Source organism: Sphaerisporangium sp. NPDC049002, from assembly GCF_040649355.1.
Taxonomy (GTDB): domain Bacteria; phylum Actinomycetota; class Actinomycetes; order Streptosporangiales; family Streptosporangiaceae; genus Sphaerisporangium.
In genome coordinates, this window is record NZ_JBEZFH010000054.1 from 18,283 (window position 1) to 37,430 (window position 19,148).

Sequence of the window (19,148 nt, forward strand, 5' to 3'; positions counted from 1 at the left end):
CCTAGTTCTGGCTTTCCAGAGCGTCCAGCTCTTCGTCGCTCATACTCTCGATCAGTCCCAGGCTCTCCCGGATCCGATCCACATCGAACGGGTCCGCGCCCGCCCATACCGGAGCACATCGCTCCAGCTCAGCGGCCATGCCGGCGAGCGTCGGGCGTTCGAAGACGGCCTGGATGGGCAGCTCCGCGCCGGTCTGCTGCTTGAGCCGGTTGACCAGTCGGGTCACCAGGAGCGAATTGCCGCCCAGGGAGAAGAAGTTGCTGTCCACCGACAGCCGGGAGGCGTCCGTGCGCAGCAGTTCGGCCCAGACCTCGGCGACGGTCCGCTCCGCGTCGGTGCGGGGGGCGACCAGGCGCTCGCGGTGCTGCTGCCTGCTCTCGTGGGCGGGCAGGGCGCGGCGGTCGAGTTTGCCGTTCGGGGTCAGCGGCAGTGCGTCCAGCAGGACGTGCGCGGCGGGCAGCATGTACTCGGGCAGGGCGTCGCGCAGGGCGGCCTGGACGTCGGCCAGCAGCGCGGCCTGTCCGGACCAGCGGGGTTCGGCCGGGGCGGCCGGTTCCGCGGGGCGCTCGTCGTCCTCGCGTACGGCGTAGACGTTGTAGAGCGGGGTGTTCCGCAGGAGCCGGTTGTCCTGCTCGCTCACCACGGTGAAGCCGAGGGCCCTGAGCAGGGTCTCCACCTTCTCCAACTGGCCGTCGACGTCGTGGAGTTCTACGACGAGCTGGCGGATCCTGGGCCAGTCGCGCCAGTGGATGCCCTTGAGCACCTCGTACTCGGCGTTCTCGACGTCGATCTTCAGCAGGTCGACGCGGTCGATGCCCTGCTCGGCGATGACCTCCGAGAGCGTCCGCAGCCGGCAGGTGAACTGCTCGCTGTCGAGGCGGGCGTCGACGACCTCGTCGACCAGTTCGTCGCCGGCGACGGCACCGTCCTGCGTCAGCTCCTCCTGGTTGCGCAGGTAGGACCGGACCATCTCGTGCGCCTGCTCGGCGGTGGTGCGGCTGCTGGAGATGACGGTGTTGTGCCGGTAGAAGGTGAAGGTCTCCTCCTTGGCCTCGGCGGCGAGACCGCAGTCGAACACCGTGGCGTCGAGCCCGTGCAGGGCGACGTTGCGCCGCAGCGAGTCGAACACCGGCGGGATCGGCTCGAAGGCGTAGATCCGGGCACCGGGGCAGCGCAGGCCCGCGAACAGCGTGAACAGGCCGATGTTGGCGCCCACGTCGACGATGCAGTCGCCGTCGCGCAGGGTGATGCCGTTCCTGAGGTACTCGAGGTTGGTGAAGATCTCCTCGTAGACGAAGTCGGTCTCGCTGCGGTTCTGCTGGAAGACCGTCACGCCGTTGGGCAGTTCGTACGTCCGCTCCAGTGCCTCCGGCTCATCGCGGGCGATCCGGACCAGCTCGCGGACCGCGTGGGCGTGCCGCGCCGAGGGCACCAGGTAGGACACGAGCCGCTTGTCGTGCTCACCGTAGTCCCGGACGACTACGCGGGCGTCGTCGATGCCCGGGTGCGCGCCGAGCCTGGCCTCGATCTCGCCCGGTTCGATGCGGAAGCCGCGCACCTTGACCTGGTCGTCGTTGCGTCCCAGGTATTCTAGGGTGCCGTCGGGCTGGATGCGGGCCAGGTCGCCGGTGCGGTACATGCGGGCGCCGGGTTCCGGGCTGAACGGGTCGTCGAGGAAGCGCTCGGCGGTCAGTTCGGGGCGGTTGAGGTAGCCGCGCGCCACTCCCGCGCCGCCGACGTACAGCTCGCCGATGGCACCGATCGGCGCCGGTCGGCCGTGCCGATCGAGGACGTAGGTACGCAGGTCCGGAATGGGCTCGCCGATGGGGCTCACGGTGCTGTCGGCGTCGGCCTCGGTCAGCGGCCGGTGGGTGACGTGCACGGTGGTCTCGGTGATGCCGTACATGTTGACCAGGTCGGTGCGGCGGTTGACGGCGCGCCGCATCCAGGGCCGCAGCGAGGTGACGTCCAGCGCCTCGCCGCCGAAGACGACCGTGCGCAGCCGGTGCGGCGCCGGGTCCTCGCCCTGGGCGGCGATCAGCTGGCGGAACGCGCTGGGCGTCTGGTTGAGCACGGTGACGCCGGACTCGCACAGCAGCCGGTAGAAGTCCTTCGGGCTGCGCGTCGTCGCCTGCGGCACGATCACCAGGCGGCCGCCGTGCAGCAGCGCGCCCCAGATCTCCCAGACGGAGAAGTCGAACGCGAAGGAGTGGAACAGCGTCCACACGTCGTCGCCGTCGAAGTGGAACCACGGCTCGGTCGCGGTGAACAGCCGCGTGACGTTGCGGTGTTCGACCATCACGCCCTTGGGTGTGCCGGTGGAGCCCGAGGTGTAGATGACGTATGCCAGGTGTGCGGGGGCGACGCCCACGGTGCCGGACGGCAGGCCGGTGTCAGGAAGCCCGCGCCAGAGGTCCTCGTCGGCCCGTACGTCGATCACGGGGATGCCGGGGGCTTCGAGCCCGTCGGGGAGCGGGCCGTCGACGAGCAGGGCTATCGGTGCACTGTCCGCCAGCAGGTACCGCAGCCGGTCCACCGGGGAGGCGGGGTCCAGCGGCACGTACGCGCCGCCGGCCTTCAGCACCGCCAGCAGGGCCACGACGATCTGCTCGCTGCGCGGCAGGCAGAGGGCGACGAGGACGTCGGGGCCGACGCCCAGCTCGCGCAGATGGCGGGCGAGCCTGTTGGCCCGCGCGTTCAGCTCCCGGTAGCTGAGGGTGGTGCCGTCGTGGGAGAGCGCGACGGCCTCGGGTGTGGCGGCCGCGGTCTCCTGGAACCACTCGTGCAGGCAGCGGTCGACCGCGGCCGCGCGCGGCAGCCGGTCGCCGTCGTCGAGCAGTCGGCGGCGCAGCGCCTCGGGGAGGACGGGGACCTCCAGCGCGGAGCACGGCTGTTCGTCGGCCAGCGCGTCCATGACGCCCGCCATGGCGGTCTCCAGGTAGGTGATGACCAGGTCGGCGTCCTGAGCGCGGTCGATCTGGGCGTCGATCGAGAAGGAGTGGCCCAGGTCGTCGACCGACATGGCGACGGGGTAGTTGCTGCGCTCGATCACCCCGGCCGGCGAGGTGACGCCCACGCGCTCCAGCTCGGCCTCGTCGATACGGTCCGTGGACTCCAGATGCCGGAAGTTGAAGATCGCGTTGAACAGCGGGGTGTCGCGCGGGACTCCGCTGTGCCGGTGGATGGCGGCCAGCGGGGTCTGCTCGTGGCGTACCAGTTCGCGCAGCGCCCGGTCGGTCTCGTCGACCAGGTCGCGGACGTCCCGCCCGGTCAAGTCGATGCGCACGGGCAGCGTGTTGATGAAGTTGCCCAGCATCCGCTCGATGCCCCGCGGGCCCTGGAGCCGGCCGGACATCACAGTGCCGAAGACGACGTCGTCCCGTCCGGCGCAGGCCGCCACGACCAGGGCCCAGCCCGCGTGGAACAGCGTGGCCGGACTGACTCTCAGCTCCTTGGCGCGGGCCCGGACGCGCCGGCCCAGCTCCGGGTCGAGCGGCCTGCGCAGGTCGAGGACCCGGCGGCCGTCGCCGTGCACGTCCTGGAGTCCGAACAGGACGGTGGGCTCGGTGACGTCGCTCAGCCGGGCCCCGAAGTACGCCTCGGTGTCGAGCGTGCGGGCCCGGTGCGCGGTGTGGGCGATGAAGTCGCGGTACGGCACCGGCTCGGGCAATTCGGCCTGCCGGCCGGTGAGGTGGGCGACCAGTTCCCTGAACAGGAAGCCCAGCGAGGTGGCGTCGTCTATGAGGTGGTGCAGGTTGAGGACGGCGTGCCACTGACCGCTGTCCGGGTCCTGGATCGCGCGCAGCCGGATCAGCGGCGCCCGGTCCAGGCGCATCGCCTGGCCCTGGGCGAGGATCTCCTGGATTTCGTCCTGGACGGCGACGCCCGGGGTCGACTTCAGCTCGTTGATGCTGAGTTCGGCGTGGCGGACGACGACCTGGACGGGCTGCGACAGTCCCTTGGTCAGCACCGCGGTGCGCAGTACGTCGTGCCGGTCGACGACCGCCTGGAGGGCGCCCGCGAACCGGTCCAGGTGGTCCCGGCTCGCGAAGGAGAAGACGCCGGAGAGCACATAGGGGTCGCGGCCGCCCTCCTTGAGGTGGTGGAAGAGCATGCCTTCCTGGAGCGCCGCCAGCGGGTAGACGTCCTGGAGGTTGGCGGCGCCGCCGGGCACGGCGGCCACCACGGTGGCCAGCTCGTCCTCGGTCAGCTCCACCAGCGGCAGCATGTCGGGGGTGACCCGGGTGCAGCCTTCGGGGATGCCGCCCTCGGGGACGGTGAACGCCTCGCCCTCGGGGGCCTGTTCGATGACGGAGGCCAGCTCGGCGAGCGAGGCGGCGGCAAAGACCGCGGAGAGATCGCAGTGCAGGCCGGCGGCCCGCAGCCGTGCGGTGAGCTTGGGGATGAGCAGTGAATGGCCGCCCAGCGCGAAGAGGTTGTCTCGGACGCTGATGCGGTCGGCGTCGAAGCCGAGCAGGTCGGCGCAGGCGGCGAGCAGGGTCCGCTCGGTGGCGGTGCGCGGGGCGACGTACTCACGGACGGCGTACGCGGTGGTGTCCGGGGCGGGCAGCGCCTTGCGGTCGAGCTTGCCGTTGGGGCTGAAGGGAAGTGCGTCGAGCCGGACGAGGGCGCTGGGGACCATGTGCTCCGGCAGTGCCTGCCGGAGGTGGCCGACCAGTTCGTCGTGCAGCTCCGGGGTGAGTGTCCCGTCGTCGGGGCCGAGGACGACGTACCCGACGAGCACGTCCTCGCGAGCCACGACGGCGCAGGCGCGCACGCGCGGATCCTGGCCGAGCCGAGCCTCGATCTCGCCGAGTTCGATGCGGAAGCCGCGCAGCTTCACCTGGTTGTCGATGCGGCCGAGGAACTCCAGGACGCCGTCGGGGCGGCGGCGCACCAGGTCGCCGGTGCGGTACATGCGGGCGCCGGGTTCGTCGTCGAACGGGTTCGGCACGAAGCGTTCCCGGGTGAGGTCCGGGTTGTTGAGGTAGCCGCGGGCCAGGCCGACGCCGGCGATGTGCAGTTCGCCCGGGCAGCCCACGCCAGCCAGGCCGCCGGCGTCGTCGAGGACGTGGAGCTGGATGTTCTGGATCGGGCGGCCAACGGGGACGGTGCCGGATGTCTGGTCGGGCGGGCACGTCCAGTGGCTCACGTCGATGGCCGCTTCCGTCGGCCCGTACAGGTTGTGCAGCGGGGCGCGGTGCACGGCGTAGTGGCGCGGGGGCAGTTCCGGCGGCAGGGCCTCGCCGCTGCAGAAGACCTGGCGGACGGAGGTGCAGTCCGCCCAGCCGTCGTGCTCGACGATCAGCCGCAGCATGGATGGCACGAAGTGCAGCGTCGTCACCCCGGTCCGCCGGATGAGCGAGACCAGGTGGTCGGGGTCCTTGTGGCCCTCCGGCTCGGCGACGACCAGACGGGCGCCGCTGATCAGCGGCCAGACGAACTCCCAGACGGAGACGTCGAAGCTGAACGGCGTCTTCTGGAGCACCACGTCGTCGGGGCCGAGCCGGTACGCGTTCTGCATCCACTCGATGCGGTTGACCACCGCCCGGTGCTCGACCATGACGCCCTTGGGGCGGCCGGTGGAACCGGAGGTGTAGATGACGTAGGCGAGGTCGCCGGGGCCGGCCGCGGCGGGCTCGGCGACGGGCGGCAGCTCTGCTTCGGCGAGCAGACGGCCGTCGGTGTCGAGGTGGAGGATCTCGGATGCCTCGATGCCGACGTGGGGCTGACTCAGCACCAGTCGGGCGCCCGAGTCCGCCAGCATGTAGGCGAGGCGGGCCGCCGGGTAGCCCGGTTCGAGGGGCAGATAGGCGCCGCCGGCCTTCATGACCGCCCACAGGGCGATCACCATCTCCAGTGACCGCTCCATGCAGACGCCGACCACAGTGTCGGGGGTGACGCCGCGCCGACGCAGCTGGTCGGCGAGCTCGTCGGTGCGGGCGCCGAACTCGGCGTACGTCATGGTCCGGTCGCCGAACACCAGGGCGGTGCGGTCGGCGTGGCGCCGCACGGCGGCGGCCAGCAGGTCGGGCAGGCTCCGGTCGGCGGAGTACGGGGTCCGGGTGTCGTTCCACTCGACGAGCAGCCGCCGGCGCTCCTGGTCGGACAGGTGCGAGGCGTCGGCGAGCGCGCGCTCGGGTGCGGCCAGCAGCGCCTCGAGCAGCTGCGTGTAGTGGCGCAGGAACCGCTCGACGTCGGGTGCGGCGAAGCGGTGGGCGTCGTACTTCAGGTGCAGGGCGTAGTCGTCGGCGTTCTCGAAGACCTCGAGTTGGAGCTTGAACTCGCCTTCCTGGGAGATCTCCTCGAACCGCATGGCGCGGGCCAGGCCGAGGTCCAGGACCTCGTCGGCCACATGCATCATGCGCTTGTTCTGGAAGACGTAGGAGACCTGGAAGACCGGTGAGGTGGCGGGGTCGGTCTGCAGGTTCAGGTCCCGCACCATGCACGGGAACGGGTAGGCGGCGTGGTCGAGTCCGTCGGCGAGGACGAGGGACAGTTCGCGCAGGTGGTCGGTGAGGGGCAGGTCCTCGCGCGGGCCGAACCGCACCGGCACCATGTTGACGAAGTACCCGACCGAGTCGGCGAAGGCGAGGTCCGGGCGGCCCATCGAGGGCACGCCGACGACGAGGTCGCGCTCACCGCTGTAGCGGCGCAGCAGCAGCTGGTACACGCCGAGGAAGAACACCGCGGGCCGTACGCCGTTGGACGCGCACCACTGCCGCACGCGGGCGCTCGTGGTGCGGGGCAGGGTCAGGCGGATGGTCTCACCGGCGGGTGCGGTGCTCGGGGCCGGGCCGCGTTCGATGCCGAGGCGCAGGGTGGGCAGCGGGCCCTGAAGCGTCTTGGTCCAGAAGGCGCGGTGCCGCTCGCCCTCGGGGCCGGCGAGGAAGTCCTCCTCCCAGCGCACGAACGCGTCGTGGTTGTCCCGTGCGGGGCACGTCCAGCGGGTGCCGCTGCGCACGGCCTCGTAGGCGGAGATCAGGTCGCGCAGGAAGAGCGGCGTGGAGGCGCCGTCGAACACCAGGTGGTGGAAGACAAGCAGTACGACGGTGTCCGCGCCGTCGACCTCGAACACGTGCGCCCGCGCGAGCGGGTCCTCGGCCAGGTCGAACGGCGCCTTGGCCTGCCGGCGCGCCTCGGCGAGGAGTTCCTCGGCGGACCGGCCGGAGAGCCGCTCGTGCCGGAAGCCGGCCGGGCGGTCGGGCCGCGCCACCAGGTAGGGAGTGCCGTCCTCCGTCACGACCGCGCTGCACAGCAGGCTGTGGCGCGCGACGGCCAGCTCGAAGGCCTGGCGGAAGCGTGCGACGTCGAGCGGTGCGAGCAGGCGGAAGCAGACCGGGACGTTGTACACGCCGGAGTCCGGCTGCAGCCCGTGGAGGAGCCACAGACCCTTCTGCCCCTCGGACAGCAGGCGCCGCTCGGGCTCGGCCGTCGGCCGCTCGTAGAAGGCGAGCACGTCGTCCGCGGAGAAGACGCCTGCCTTGAAGCCTGCGAGTATCTGGTCCTCGTTCACGCGCGCGGTGCTTCCTTCATGAGTGCCTTGAGATCTTCGAGGGTGACGTGCCCCTCCCGGAATTGCTCCAGCGCCCTGGCCCTGGCGGCCCTCAGGCCATCGCCCTCGTCCGGGACGTCCGGACGCGAGGGGCCGGCCGCCGGTTCCCTCGTCTCGGGTGCGGATCCGGCCGAGTGCTTGGCCGCGAGCCTGGCGGCGAGGCGTTCGAGGGTGCCGCACTCCAGGATTTCGCGCGTTGACAGGTCCAGGCCGAGGTCGGCCCGGAGCCTGCGCTGGAGCCTCGACCACAGGATCGAGTCCACGCCGAAACCGTGCAGGTCCTTGTCCACCGGCAGTTCGGCGGCGTCGAGTCCGAGCGCTTCGGCGAAGAAACCGGCGAGGTCGCCGGTGAGGTCGCCGCCGGGGGCCTGCGTATCGGGCTGGTCCGAGGGTGCCGGGGCGGTCGGAGCGGCCTGATCGGCCGGGGCGGCCGGTGCCGCCGGGTCCTGCGGGAACCAGGTGCGGCCGATCCAGTACCGGTCGCGCAGGAAGGCGGAGCCCGGCAGCGGTACGAGCCGCCGGCTGCGCCCCTGGTGCAGTGCTCTCCACGGCACCTGGACCCCGGCGACCCACAGTCCGGCGAGCCGGTCGAGGTCGCCGTCCTGGAGCAGGGCCGTGAGGAAGGCTTCGCCGCGGACCCCGGACAGGACGGCCGGCAGCGGGTGGGCGCCGCTCTCGGCGTTGCCGTGGTAGACCGGCGTGGTGCAGGGCCGGCCGGGCTCGCCGACGTCCAGGAAGTGCGCGAGGGCGTCCCGCAGTTCGGCCCGAGAGCCGACCACGGCGGCGAACCGCTCGGGCAGGGCCTCACGGCCGGTCTGGAGGGCGTAGGCGAGGTCCGCCAGGTCCGTCGAGTCGTCGCGGTCCAGGAAGTCGAGCAGATGCCGGGCCGTGGCGCGCAGCCGCTCGGGCCCCTGGGCGGACAGCGGGATCAGCTGGGCCGCGGCGGGTTCGGCCGCCGGCTGCGGTGCCCGGGGCTCCGGGGCGGCCTCGATCACCAGGCTCACGTGACTGCCGCCCGCGCCCACGGAGTTGACGAGCGCGCGGCGGGGTGCCGGGCGGCCGGAGTCCGTGCCGTGCGGTCGGCGCGGATGCCATGCCGTCAGGCGCTCGCAGAGCTCCAGCGGGGTGTCGTCCCAGCGCAGGTTCGGGTTGGGCGCGCCGGCCGCCGCGAGCGGGGTCAGCTCGCCGTGCCGCAGCTGGAGGACGACCTTGGTGAGCTGGGCGATGCCGGAGGCGGCCTCGGGGTGGCCGAGGTTCGACTTCACCGAGCCGAGCACGACCGGTTCGGACACGCCGCCGAACACCTCGCGCAGGGCGCTGACCTCCACGGCGTCGCCGAGTGCGGACCCGTTGGCCGCCACCTCGACGTAGCCGATGGACTCCGGTGCCGCGCCCGCGCGCTCCAGGGCGCGACGCATCACGGCGACCTGGGTGCGGTGGCTGGGCGCCATGAAGCCGGCCCCGCGGCCTGCGTGCACGGAGGCGCTGCCCTTGATGACGGCGTGGACCGTGTCCCCGTCGCGCAGTGCCGCTGCCAGCGGCTTGAGCAGCACGGCGCCGACCGCCTCGGCGGGCAGATAGCCGTCGCCGTCGCGCAGGCTCCGGCTGCCCGGGTGGCTGCCGAGCATCTGGGCCTGGGACAAGGCGATGTACTTGTCCGGGTGAACCGTGAGGTTGACGCCGCCGACGATGGCGAGTTCGGCCTCGCCGCGCAGCAGGTCCGCGCAGGCGAGGTGGACGGCCTGGGCCGACGAGGAGCACATGCTGTCGACAGCGAGGCTTGGGCCCTCCAGGCCGAAGAAGTACGACACCCGGTTGGCGATCATGTTGTACGAGGTGGCCGAGGTCAGCGCCGCGCGGGCGGCGTCCGACTCCTCAGCCCGGTACATCTGGTACATCGAGCCGACGTAGACCCCGACCCGGCGCCGGTAGCGCCGCTCGATGGTCTCCTGCGTGACGCCGCTCTGTTCGAGCAGCTCCCACGCCGTCTCCAGGAATAGCCGCTGCTGCGGGTCCATCGTCTCGGCCTCGCGGGGCGAGATGCCGAAGAACAGCGGGTCGAACCGGTCGATCCCGTCGAGGAATCCGCCCCAGCGGCAGTAGCTGGTGCCCACCGCGTCCCGGTCGGCGTCGAACAGCGCGTCGTGGTCCCAGCGGTCGCCGGGCACCTCGGTGACGCAGTCCTTGCCGGAGCGGAGGTTGACCCAGAAGGCGTCGAGGTCCTCGGCCTGCGGGTAGCGGCCGGCGACGCTGATGATCGCGATGTCCTGGCCGGTTTCGGCGACAGGAGACGGGCTCGGGTCGACCGCGGTGTCCGCCACCGTGGCGGGCGCGGTCCGCGGTGCCTGCGGCCGGGGCGCGGGCGTCTCCCCGAACAGGTCCCGCAGCGCGTCCACGTGCCCGGCGACGAAGTGCCCGGCCAGTTCACGCACGGTCTGCAGCTCGAAGAAGAGCGTCTTGGACAGCGGGCCGAACGACTTCTCGAAGCCGGCGATCAGGTCGGTCGCCACGACCGAGTCCATGCCGTACCGCTCCAGCGGTGTGTCGGCGTCGAGACGGTCGGGGCCGAGCTTGAGGGCCGTGGCGATCCGCTGCCGGAGGTAGCGCACCGTCCGCTCCTCCAGACCGGCGGACCCGGCATCCGCCGCGGTCGGCTCGGCGGCCTGCGACCGCGGGCGCGCGGTGTCCTCACGCTCCGTCAGCCTGGGCAGCAGGGCGCTGCGCCGACCCGAGACGACCACGAGCCGCCCCTCGTCGAGGCCGTTGTCCTGCGCGGCGATGCCGACCCGCAGGGCGTGCAGCGCGCTGTCGGTGTCGAGCGGTGCGAGGTCCATCCGCCGGAGCTGCTCCTTGGTCACGTCGTTCACCTGCATGCCACCGTCCTCCCAGAGTGGCCAGTTGACGGAGAGGGTCGTACCGCTGCGCAGGCCGCGGCCGGCGAGACGGTTGCGACGGGCCGCGAACGCGTCCATGAAGGCGTTGCCCGCCGCGTAGTCGGCCTGGCCCGGGTTGCCGAAGGCGGCGCTGGTGGAGGAGAAGCATAGGAACAGCTCCAGCGGCTGGTCCTTGCTCGCCTCGTCCAGGTTCACCAGCCCGCGCACCTTGGGCGCGAGCACCCGCTCGGCGTCCTGCGGTGCCTTGCCGGCGAGGAGGCCGTCGCTGATCACGCCGGCGCTGTGCAGGATGCCGGTCAGCGGCCCGTGGACGTCCGTGACGCGGGCGATCAGCTCCTGGACCGCATGCGGGACGGTCACGTCCACCCGCTGGTGGTCCACCCGCAGCCCGGCCGCCCGCAGCTCGTCCAGCGCGCGCCGCCGGTCCGCGTCGAGCGGGGAGCGGCCGGTGAGGACCACGGTGGCGTGGTCGACCGACGAGGCGATCTCCCGTGCCGAGACGAGGCCCAGGGCTCCGGTGCCACCGGTGATCAGGTAGACGCCGCCGGTGCGCCAGGGGGCGGCGGCCGGGCGGGCGGGCGTCACCTCCGTGAGCCGCCTGACCTCGCGTCGGCCGTCCCGGTACCGGATCTCCGGTTCAGTGGGGTGGGCCGCCTCGGCGCGCAGGCGCGCGACGACCAGGTCCGGCGTGGCCCCGTCGAGGCAGTCGACGTACTGCGTGTGCAGGCGCGGGTTCTCCAGCCGTGCCGTCTTCAGCAGGCCGGTCAGGCCGGCGAAGCACGCCTGGCGGTCGGCGTCGCCGGGCTCGCCGACGACCACGACCTGGAGCAGCGCCTCGCAGCGCAGGCCGTGTTCGAGCATGCCGCGCAGCAGGCCGAGCAGGTGGCGGCTCACGCCGACGTACTGCTCGTCCAGCGCTCCGGTGCCGAGGTCCACGAGGTCGTACGAGACCATCTCGGGCAGCGCCCGCGCCAGCGCGTCCCGCGCGGCGGCGTCGAGCCGTCCGACCAGGACGACGTGGTGCTCGGTGAAACCGGCGTGGCGGGGTGCGCCGCTCTCCTCGGCGGCGTCCCACACAGGGCGCAGGAGCAGCAGGTCGGCAGGCGGCTGCGCAGCGACGGCTGCGCCGTCGGTGTCCAGCCAGTACCGCTCACGGGCGAACGGATACCCTGGCAGGCTAATGCGCCGCGCGGGCGCGCCCGCCGGGCGCAGCGCCTCCCAGTCGACGGCAAGCCCGTCGGCCCAGTGGCGCAGGAGCGCCGTGTGGTCGCCTCGCTCCCAGAGGTCGCGTACGGCTGTCTGCGCGTCGTCGGCCGTGAGCGGCGCCGGTTCGCCGGGGCGGACAGTGCCGCGCTGCCAGGGGCCGTGCTGCGCCGGGCTGTCGGCGAACGCGTGCAGGGTGCGCCGGAGCGAGGCGATGGAGTCCGCCGTGAAGGCGAGGCGTTCCTCCATCGCGACGCGCCCGGTCTGGAGCGTCCAGGCGACCGCCGGAAGATCGTCCTCGGTCAGTTCGGCGGCCCGGGCGGCGAGGCGCCGGGCCTGCTCGACGAGCTGGGGCTCGCTCTTCGCGGACAGCAGGATCAGAGCCGGCCACGGGTCCTCGGGCGCCGTCGGACGCTGCGGGGCTTGCGGCTCGTACTCGGCGATGACCACGTGGGCGTTGGAGCCGCCGGCGCCGAAGCTGGAGACTCCGGCGACCCGCGGGAGCTCGCGCCGCTCGCCGTCGGTCTCGACCATCGGCGGCCGCCACGGCTCCAGGTGCTGCTGCACCCGGAACGGAGTGCGCTCGAAGTCGATGTGCGGGTTGAGGGTGGCCGAGTGCAGGCTGGGCACCAGTTCGCGGTGCTTCATCTGCAGGAGCACCTTGGTGACGGCGGCGATGCCCGCCGCGCTCTCGCAGTGGCCGATGTTGGACTTGACCGAGCCGATCGCGCAGTGCTCCGGCAGCGTGCCGTCGCCCGCCTTGCGGAACGCCTTGACCAGGCCCGCGATCTCGATCGGGTCGCCCAGGGACGTGCCCGTGCCGTGGGCCTCCAGATAGCCGAGTTCGCGCGGGTCGGCTCCGGCCTCGTCCAGCGCGCGGGCGATGACGTCGCCCTGCGCGATGGGGCTGGGCACGGAGAAGCCGTGGGTGCGGCCGCCGTGGTTGAGCGCGCTGCCCTTGACGACACCGTAGATGTGGTCGCCGTCGGCGATCGCGCGGTCCAGGGGCTTGAGCAGGACGGCGCCCACGCCCTCGCCGGGGACGTAGCCGTCGCCGCCCTCGCCGAAGCTGCGGCACCGGCCGTCGCTGGCGGTGAACCTGCCCTGGCCGAGCATCAGGTACTTGTTGGGGTGGACGCTGACGTTGACGCCGCCCGCGATCGCCGACGCGCACTGCCCGCTCCTGATCGCCTCGCAAGCGAGGTGGATGGCGGTGAGCGAGGACGAGCACATGGTGTCCACGGCCATGCTCGGCCCGTGGAAGTCGAAGAAGTACGAGACCCGGTTGGCGATGGACGCCGGGTTGCCCGACAGCGCGACCTGGTGGCCGCGTGCCTGCGCCTGGGCGCCGTGGAGCTGGTACTCCTCGTACATCACGCCGACGAAGACACCAACCTTGCCCTCGGGTTGGAGGGCGCCGGTGTTGTCGTCCGCGGACCGCCGGGCAAGCAGCTCGCCGGTGTAGCCGGCGTCCTCCAGGGTGTGGTGGACACACTGCAGGAAGAGGCGTTCCTGTGGGTCGAGGTACTCGGCCTCGCGCGGGGAGATGTGGAAGAACAGCGGGTCGAACTCATCGACACCGTCGAGGAATCCGCCCCACCTGCCCCCGGAGGGGTACTGGCGGTGGTCCCAGCGGCTCGCCGGGACCTCGCGGATGCAGTCGCGTCCGGAGCGGAGGTTCTGCCAGAACTCGTCGAGGTCGGCGGCCTCCGGGTAGCGGCCGCCGACACCGATGATCGCGATGTCGGTCGTGGACGGGCGTGCGCTGTCCGCGGATTCGGGGGTGACGGTCGCGGTCTGTGCGGGTGCCTGGTCGCGCACGTCCGGCTCGCGCGTCGGCGCCGCGGCCGCGGCGCCGTGCGCCGCGCGCAGTCGCTGCGGGTACTCCTCGGCGAAGTGGTCGCTGAGCGCCCGGATGGTGCGCACCTCGAAGAACAGGGTCTTCGGCAGCGGGCCGAACGGTCCCTCCAGATGGCGGGTGAGTTCCATCGCCATCATGGAGTCCATGCCGTAGAGCTCCAGCGGCGTGTCCACGTCGAGGCGGTCCGGTGCCACCTCCAGCGCGGTGGCGAGCTGTTCCCGCACATAACGCAGGGCGCGGACGCCGAACGGCTCCTCCGTGCGCGCCGGGGCGGGGGCGTCGCCGGCCGGTTCGCCGCGAAGCACGCGTGCGCTCAGTCCGGTCAGCTCCGCGCACACCTGTCCGCGCGCGTCGAGCAGGGTCACGTCGAGCTTGGCCGAGGCGGCGCCCAGCCGGCTGCCGTCCTGGTGCCTGATCCAGGCGTACGCCGTCACCGGCGTCGGCGCGGTCGCCTCCAAGCGCTGCAGGGCGAACGGCAGGGCGGGCCTGCCGCCCTGGGCGCCGGCCCGGTCGGCCGTCAGCCCGAGCCCGAGCGTGGCCTGCAACGCACCGTCCACGATGCTCGGGTGCAGGTGGTACGACGCCGGGCTCTGCGCCTCCGCCGGGAGGCGCAGTTCGGCCAGCACCTGGGGCCGGCCCTCGGGGTCCGTGCCCGTGCCGAGCCAGGTCACCGACCGGTGCGCGGGGCCGTACTCCATGCCGACGCGCGTGTAGCGGTCGTAGATGTCGTCCGCGGTGAAGACAGCGGCGGCACAGGCGGCCCGCAGGTCGTCGAGCGGCGGCACCCGGGTGTCGGGCGTGGCGGTGAGCCCGGCCCGCCCCTGGCTGCACAGGACGCGCCGGCCGTCGCCGTCGACGCTGTACAGGGCGTACTCGTAGGCGTCGTCGGACACTGGGCGCACGTCGAGGCTCAGTTCCAGCCCGTCCGCGCCGCACACCGCGGGCCGCAGCCACACGACGTCGTCCAGGCGTACGCGGCCCGCGTGGTCCTCGCCCACCAGGCGGGCGATCGCCGCGCGCGCCATCTCCAGATGCGCGGCGCCGGGCAGAACCTTGCTGCCCCGCACCCGGTGGTCGCGCAGGAAGGGCTCGCTTCCGTCGAGGCGCGTCTCGTACCGGGTGGTCTCGCCGTCCGGCAGGGCGCGCCGCAGCATGGGGTGCGAGCCCGCCGGGGCGGCCGGTTCGGCCGCGTCCGTGGCCGTCGGCCGGGCGCCGCGGCCCGCCCAGTAGCGCTCGTCCGCGAACGGGTAGGTGGGCAGTCCGGTGCGCCGCGGGCGCGGTCGGCCCGCGTACAGCCGCTCCCAGTCCACCGGGTGTCCGGTCGCCCAGTGAGCGAGCACCCGGTCGTACTCCCCCGCGTCGATCCACCGGCGGGACGCGGCGAGCCGCTCGGCGTCACGTGCCGCGGCCGCGGCGGCGCCGCGGGGCACGGAACCGTGGTGCCAGCCCTCCGGGGTGGCCGCGCCGCCAGCGACCGGCGCGAGCCGCTGTCGCAGCTCCGCGAGCGAGGACACACGGGTGGCGAGGCGCTCCTCCATGGCGTCACGGCCCGTATGCAGGGTGTACGCCAGGTCGGTCAGCCAGGGCGTGGCGACCCGGTCGTCGTCCAGGTGGGCCAGCAGGTTGCGGGCCTGGGCGGCCAGTTGCCCGCCGGTGCGGGCGGAGAGGACGACCAGCGCCGGGGTCTCGTCGACGGCAGGCTCCTCGCGGTGGGTGCCGCCCCGGTACTCCTCCAGGACCACATGGGCGTTGACCCCGCCGAAGCCGAACGAGCTGACCCCGGCACGGCGCGGCACCTCGGCGCCGTCGGCGTCCCGCAGACGCTGCCAGGGCCGGCGTTCCCGCACGACCTGGAACGGGCTGTCGGTGAAGTCGAGGTAGGGGTTGAGGTCGTGGCAGTGCAGGCTTTCGACCAGTTCGCCGTGCCGCATCTGCAACAGGGTCTTGATCATGCCCGCGACACCGGCGGCGAGTTCGAGGTGCCCGATGTTGCTCTTGACCGAGCCCAGGCCGCAGGTGGCGGGCTCGCCCAGGCTGTCGGGCGTCTCGTCGGCGAGCGCGGCGAAGGCGCTCTTGAGCGCGCCCAGTTCGACGGGGTCGCCCAGCTCGGTGCCGGTGCCGTGCGCCTCGACGTACGTCACGGTGCGCGGGTCGATCCCGGCCCGGCGGTAGGCCGTCGTGAGCAGGTCGGCCTGCGCCTGCGGGTTGGGCGCTGTGAGCGAGTGGGCGCGGCCGCCGTGGTTCTCTGCGGTGGCCAGGATGACGCCGTGGATGCGGTCGCCGTCGCGCTCGGCCAGGGACAGCGGCTTGAGGACGAGGATGCCGACGCCCTCGCCGCGCACATAGCCGTCCGCCTGTGCCGAGAAGGTCTTGCAGCGGCCGTCCTCGGACAGCATGCCGGCACGGCTGTAGCTGATGTGCAGGTCCGGGCTGACGATGGTGTTCACGCCGCCCGCCAGCGCCAGGTCGCTGGCCCCGCTGCGAAGCAGTTCGACCGCGCGGTGGACGGCGACCAGCGAGCTGGAGCAGGCGACCTCGACCGGCTCGCTGGGCCCGTGCAGGTCGAGCAGGTAGCTGACCCGGTTGGGCCCGATGGAGCCGGAGACGCCGGTGGCGGCGTAACCGTCCCCGGTGTGCCGCCCGTCGAGCAGCAGGCTGCCGTAGCCGCTGGGCGCGGTGCCGATCAGGACGGCGGTGTTGCTGCCGGCCAGGCTGGACGGCGCGTGCCCCGCGTCCTCGAGCGCCTGCCACACGTGGGTGAGCAGGAGGCGCTGCTGCGGGTCCATGGCGGTCGCCTCGCGCGGCGAGATGCCGAAGAAGAGCGGGTCGAAGCGGTCCACGGCGTCGAGGAAGCCGCCCCAGCGCACGGGCCGCGGGCCGGCGAGGTTCTCCGGGTCGTCGTGCAGGGCGCGCCAGTCCCAGCGGTCCTCGGGTATCTCGGTGATGCAGTCCCGGCCCTCCCTGAGGTTGTCCCAGAAGGCGGTGAGGTCGGGCGCCTGCGGGAAGCTGCCGCTCATGCCGATGACGGCGATCGGCTCGGTCTCGCGTCTCCTGGGCGCGGCGGGCAGGGCAGGCGTGGGGCGGGGCGCTTCGGCGGACGGTGCTTGTCCCTCGCGCTCCTGAACGGCCGCGGCGGGCTCGGTACGGGCCGTGCCGTGGATGCGCGCCAACTCCTCGCCGTACGTGTCGACGAGGTGGGCGGCGAGGCTGCGGAGCGTGCGGTACTCGAAGAAGACGGTGGGGGCGAGCGTCAGTCCGTACCGGTCGTTGAGGCGTCCGGCCAGCTCGGTGAGGCTGATCGAGTCGAACCCGTACCCCCCCAGCTCCTCGTCCGCGTCGATCTCCTCGACGGGGAGGTTCAGTTGGGCGGACACCTCCGCGGCGACCGTCTCTGCGACGGCGGCGAGGTCCGCTGCGCCGGGCGGCGTGGGCTGCGCGCCGACCCGGGACGGGGCGGACGCGCGCCGGCCCGCGAGGTGTCCGGCGAGCCTGCGCGGTGTGGGGTGCTCGAAGAAGACCGTGGGGGCGAGTGCCAGACCGTGCTTGTCGTTGAGCCGGTCCGCCAGCTCGGTGAGGCTGATCGAGTCGAAGCCGTACTCCCCCAGTTCGCCGTCCGGCTCGATCTCCTCGGCAGGGATTCCCATCTGCGCGGCGATCTCCTCGATCAGCGCGTGCTCCCAGTCCGCCGCGTCCGGACCGCCGGCCTCGGCGACGGGGGCAGCCTCTAGCGTGAAGCCGGTCATCAGGGGCGCGGTCTCCGGCTCCGAGCCGACCAGGGGCCTGGTCTCCGGCGCCGATTCGGTCAGAGGCGCGAGGCGGCCGAGCAGGGCCTCCCTGTCGCCGTGCAGCACCAGGGTCCGCTCCCGGCCGGCGGCGAGCAGCGCGCGCAGCGAGCGGAGTCCGTCCGGCGTGGCCAGCGGCGTCACCCCGAGCCGTGCCAGCCGGTCCAGGCCCGCGGCGTCGACGCGCATGCCGCCGTCGGCCCACAGCGGCCAGCTGACGCTGACGGCCCGGCCGGAGCGGCGGCCCTGCGCGGCGAGTTCGTTGCGGTGGGCGACGTAGGCGTCCAGGAAGCCGTTGGCCGCCGCGTAGTCCGCCTGCCCGGCGCTGCCGAGCGCGGCCGCGTTGGACGAGAAGACGACGAGCCGGTCGAGCGGCAGGTCGCGGGTGGCCTCGTCGACGTGGACGAGCCCGGACACCTTGGAGGCGAGGACGGCGTGGACGTCCGCGTCCGACTTGCCGGCGATGAGGCCGTCGCGCAGTACGCCCGCGCAGTGCACGATCCCGTGGAGCGCGCCATGACGGCGCCGCACGTCGTCGATCAGGTCCCGGACGGCCGCGCGGTCGGTGATGTCGGCCTGGCGGTACTCGACCGTGATGCCGGGCCCGCGCAGGCCAGCGAGCGTGCGCTCGGTGTCCGGTGTGGGCGCGGAGCGGCCCACGAGGACCAGCACGCCCTTGTCAAGGCCGCTCGACAGGTCGCGGGCGAGGTGCAGCCCGAGACCGCCGAGACCGCCGGTGATCAGGTGGACGCCGCCGTTGCGCCACGGCGAGGCCGCCGCGTTCTCGGGGGCGGTCACGGGGAGTTCGGCCAGGCGTCGTACGTACGTCTCGCCGCCGGTGTGGCGGATCTCGGCCTCGCGGGGGTGCCGCAGGCCGGCGCGGATCGCCTGGGCGAGGGCCTCCGGCGACGGCGCGTTGAGGTGTTCGACGTACTGCGTGCGCAGGCGGGGGTGTTCGAGGTGGGCCGTACGCAGCAGTCCGGACACGCCGGCCATGAGGCGGGCCTCGGGCGCGTCGTGGCCGGCCACGACGACCTGGAGGAGGTGGTCCCGTGCGGCGCCGGGGGCGGTCAGTGCGCGTATCTCGGTCAGGAGCGTCCGCGTCAGCCGCAGGTAGTCCTCGTCCGGCGCGCCCGCCCGGGTGCGGAACGTGCGCAGTTCGGCCTGGCCGGGCAGGACAGCGGGCAGCGCGCGGGCGAGCGAGCCGTCCGGGTCCTCGCCGACGAGCCACACCGTGTGCCCGGCGCCGCCGGTCGGGGCGTCGCCCGGCTCCGTGGCGGCGCGATTCACCGGCTCCCAGCGCGGCTCCAGCCACAGCAGCTCGCCCTGGGGTGCGGTGTCGTCCGCGCACGGGTCTTCGGGGTTCAGCCAGTAGGGGTCGGCCGCGAACGGGTAGGTGGGCAGGGAGATTCTGGCGGGCCGGCCGGTCTCGAAGAGGGTGTCGAAGGGCAGGGCCCGGCCCTCGGCGTACTGCTCGGCCAGTGCCTCGAGGTACCGCTGGTCGACCTGGTCGGCGGCGCCGGCCGGCTGCCCGGAGGAGCCGCTCGGGGGCCGCTCCGGCTTGCGGTCACCGCTGCGTACGGCAGGGTCGGCGCCGGTCCGCAGCCAGTTCTCCAGCGCCTCGGTCACCTGCGCGGTCGTGCGGGCCACCAGGGCCAGGCGGTGGCGGAAGTGCTTGCGGCCCAGCAGCAGCGTGCAGCTCAGGCCGCGCAGGCTCTCCTGCGGGTGCTCCCGGAGGTGGGCGAGCAGCCGCCGCACCTGCTCCCGCAGTTGTGCGTCGGTACGCGCCGACAAGGCGACGAGCCGTGCGCCGGGCGCGTCCCGCTCGTCGCGGTGCGCCGGGCTCGACGGGG

General features: G+C 73.2%; 2 protein-coding genes. Both read right to left on the reverse strand.

Annotated elements, in window-relative coordinates:
• Window position 1: 1 nt before the first annotated feature.
• The gene (locus AB0B89_RS13980) at window positions 2-7,516 is read right to left on the reverse strand and encodes an amino acid adenylation domain-containing protein (protein ID WP_358552125.1); all 7,515 of its coding nucleotides are present in this window, start codon (window positions 7,514-7,516) and stop codon (window positions 2-4) included.
• Window positions 7,513-19,089, reverse strand: coding sequence for an SDR family NAD(P)-dependent oxidoreductase (locus AB0B89_RS13985; RefSeq protein ID WP_358552127.1), 11,577 nt, complete (start codon window positions 19,087-19,089; stop codon window positions 7,513-7,515). The genes AB0B89_RS13980 and AB0B89_RS13985 overlap by 4 nt, the downstream gene beginning before the upstream one ends.
• Between the last annotated feature and the right edge of the window lie 59 nt (window positions 19,090-19,148).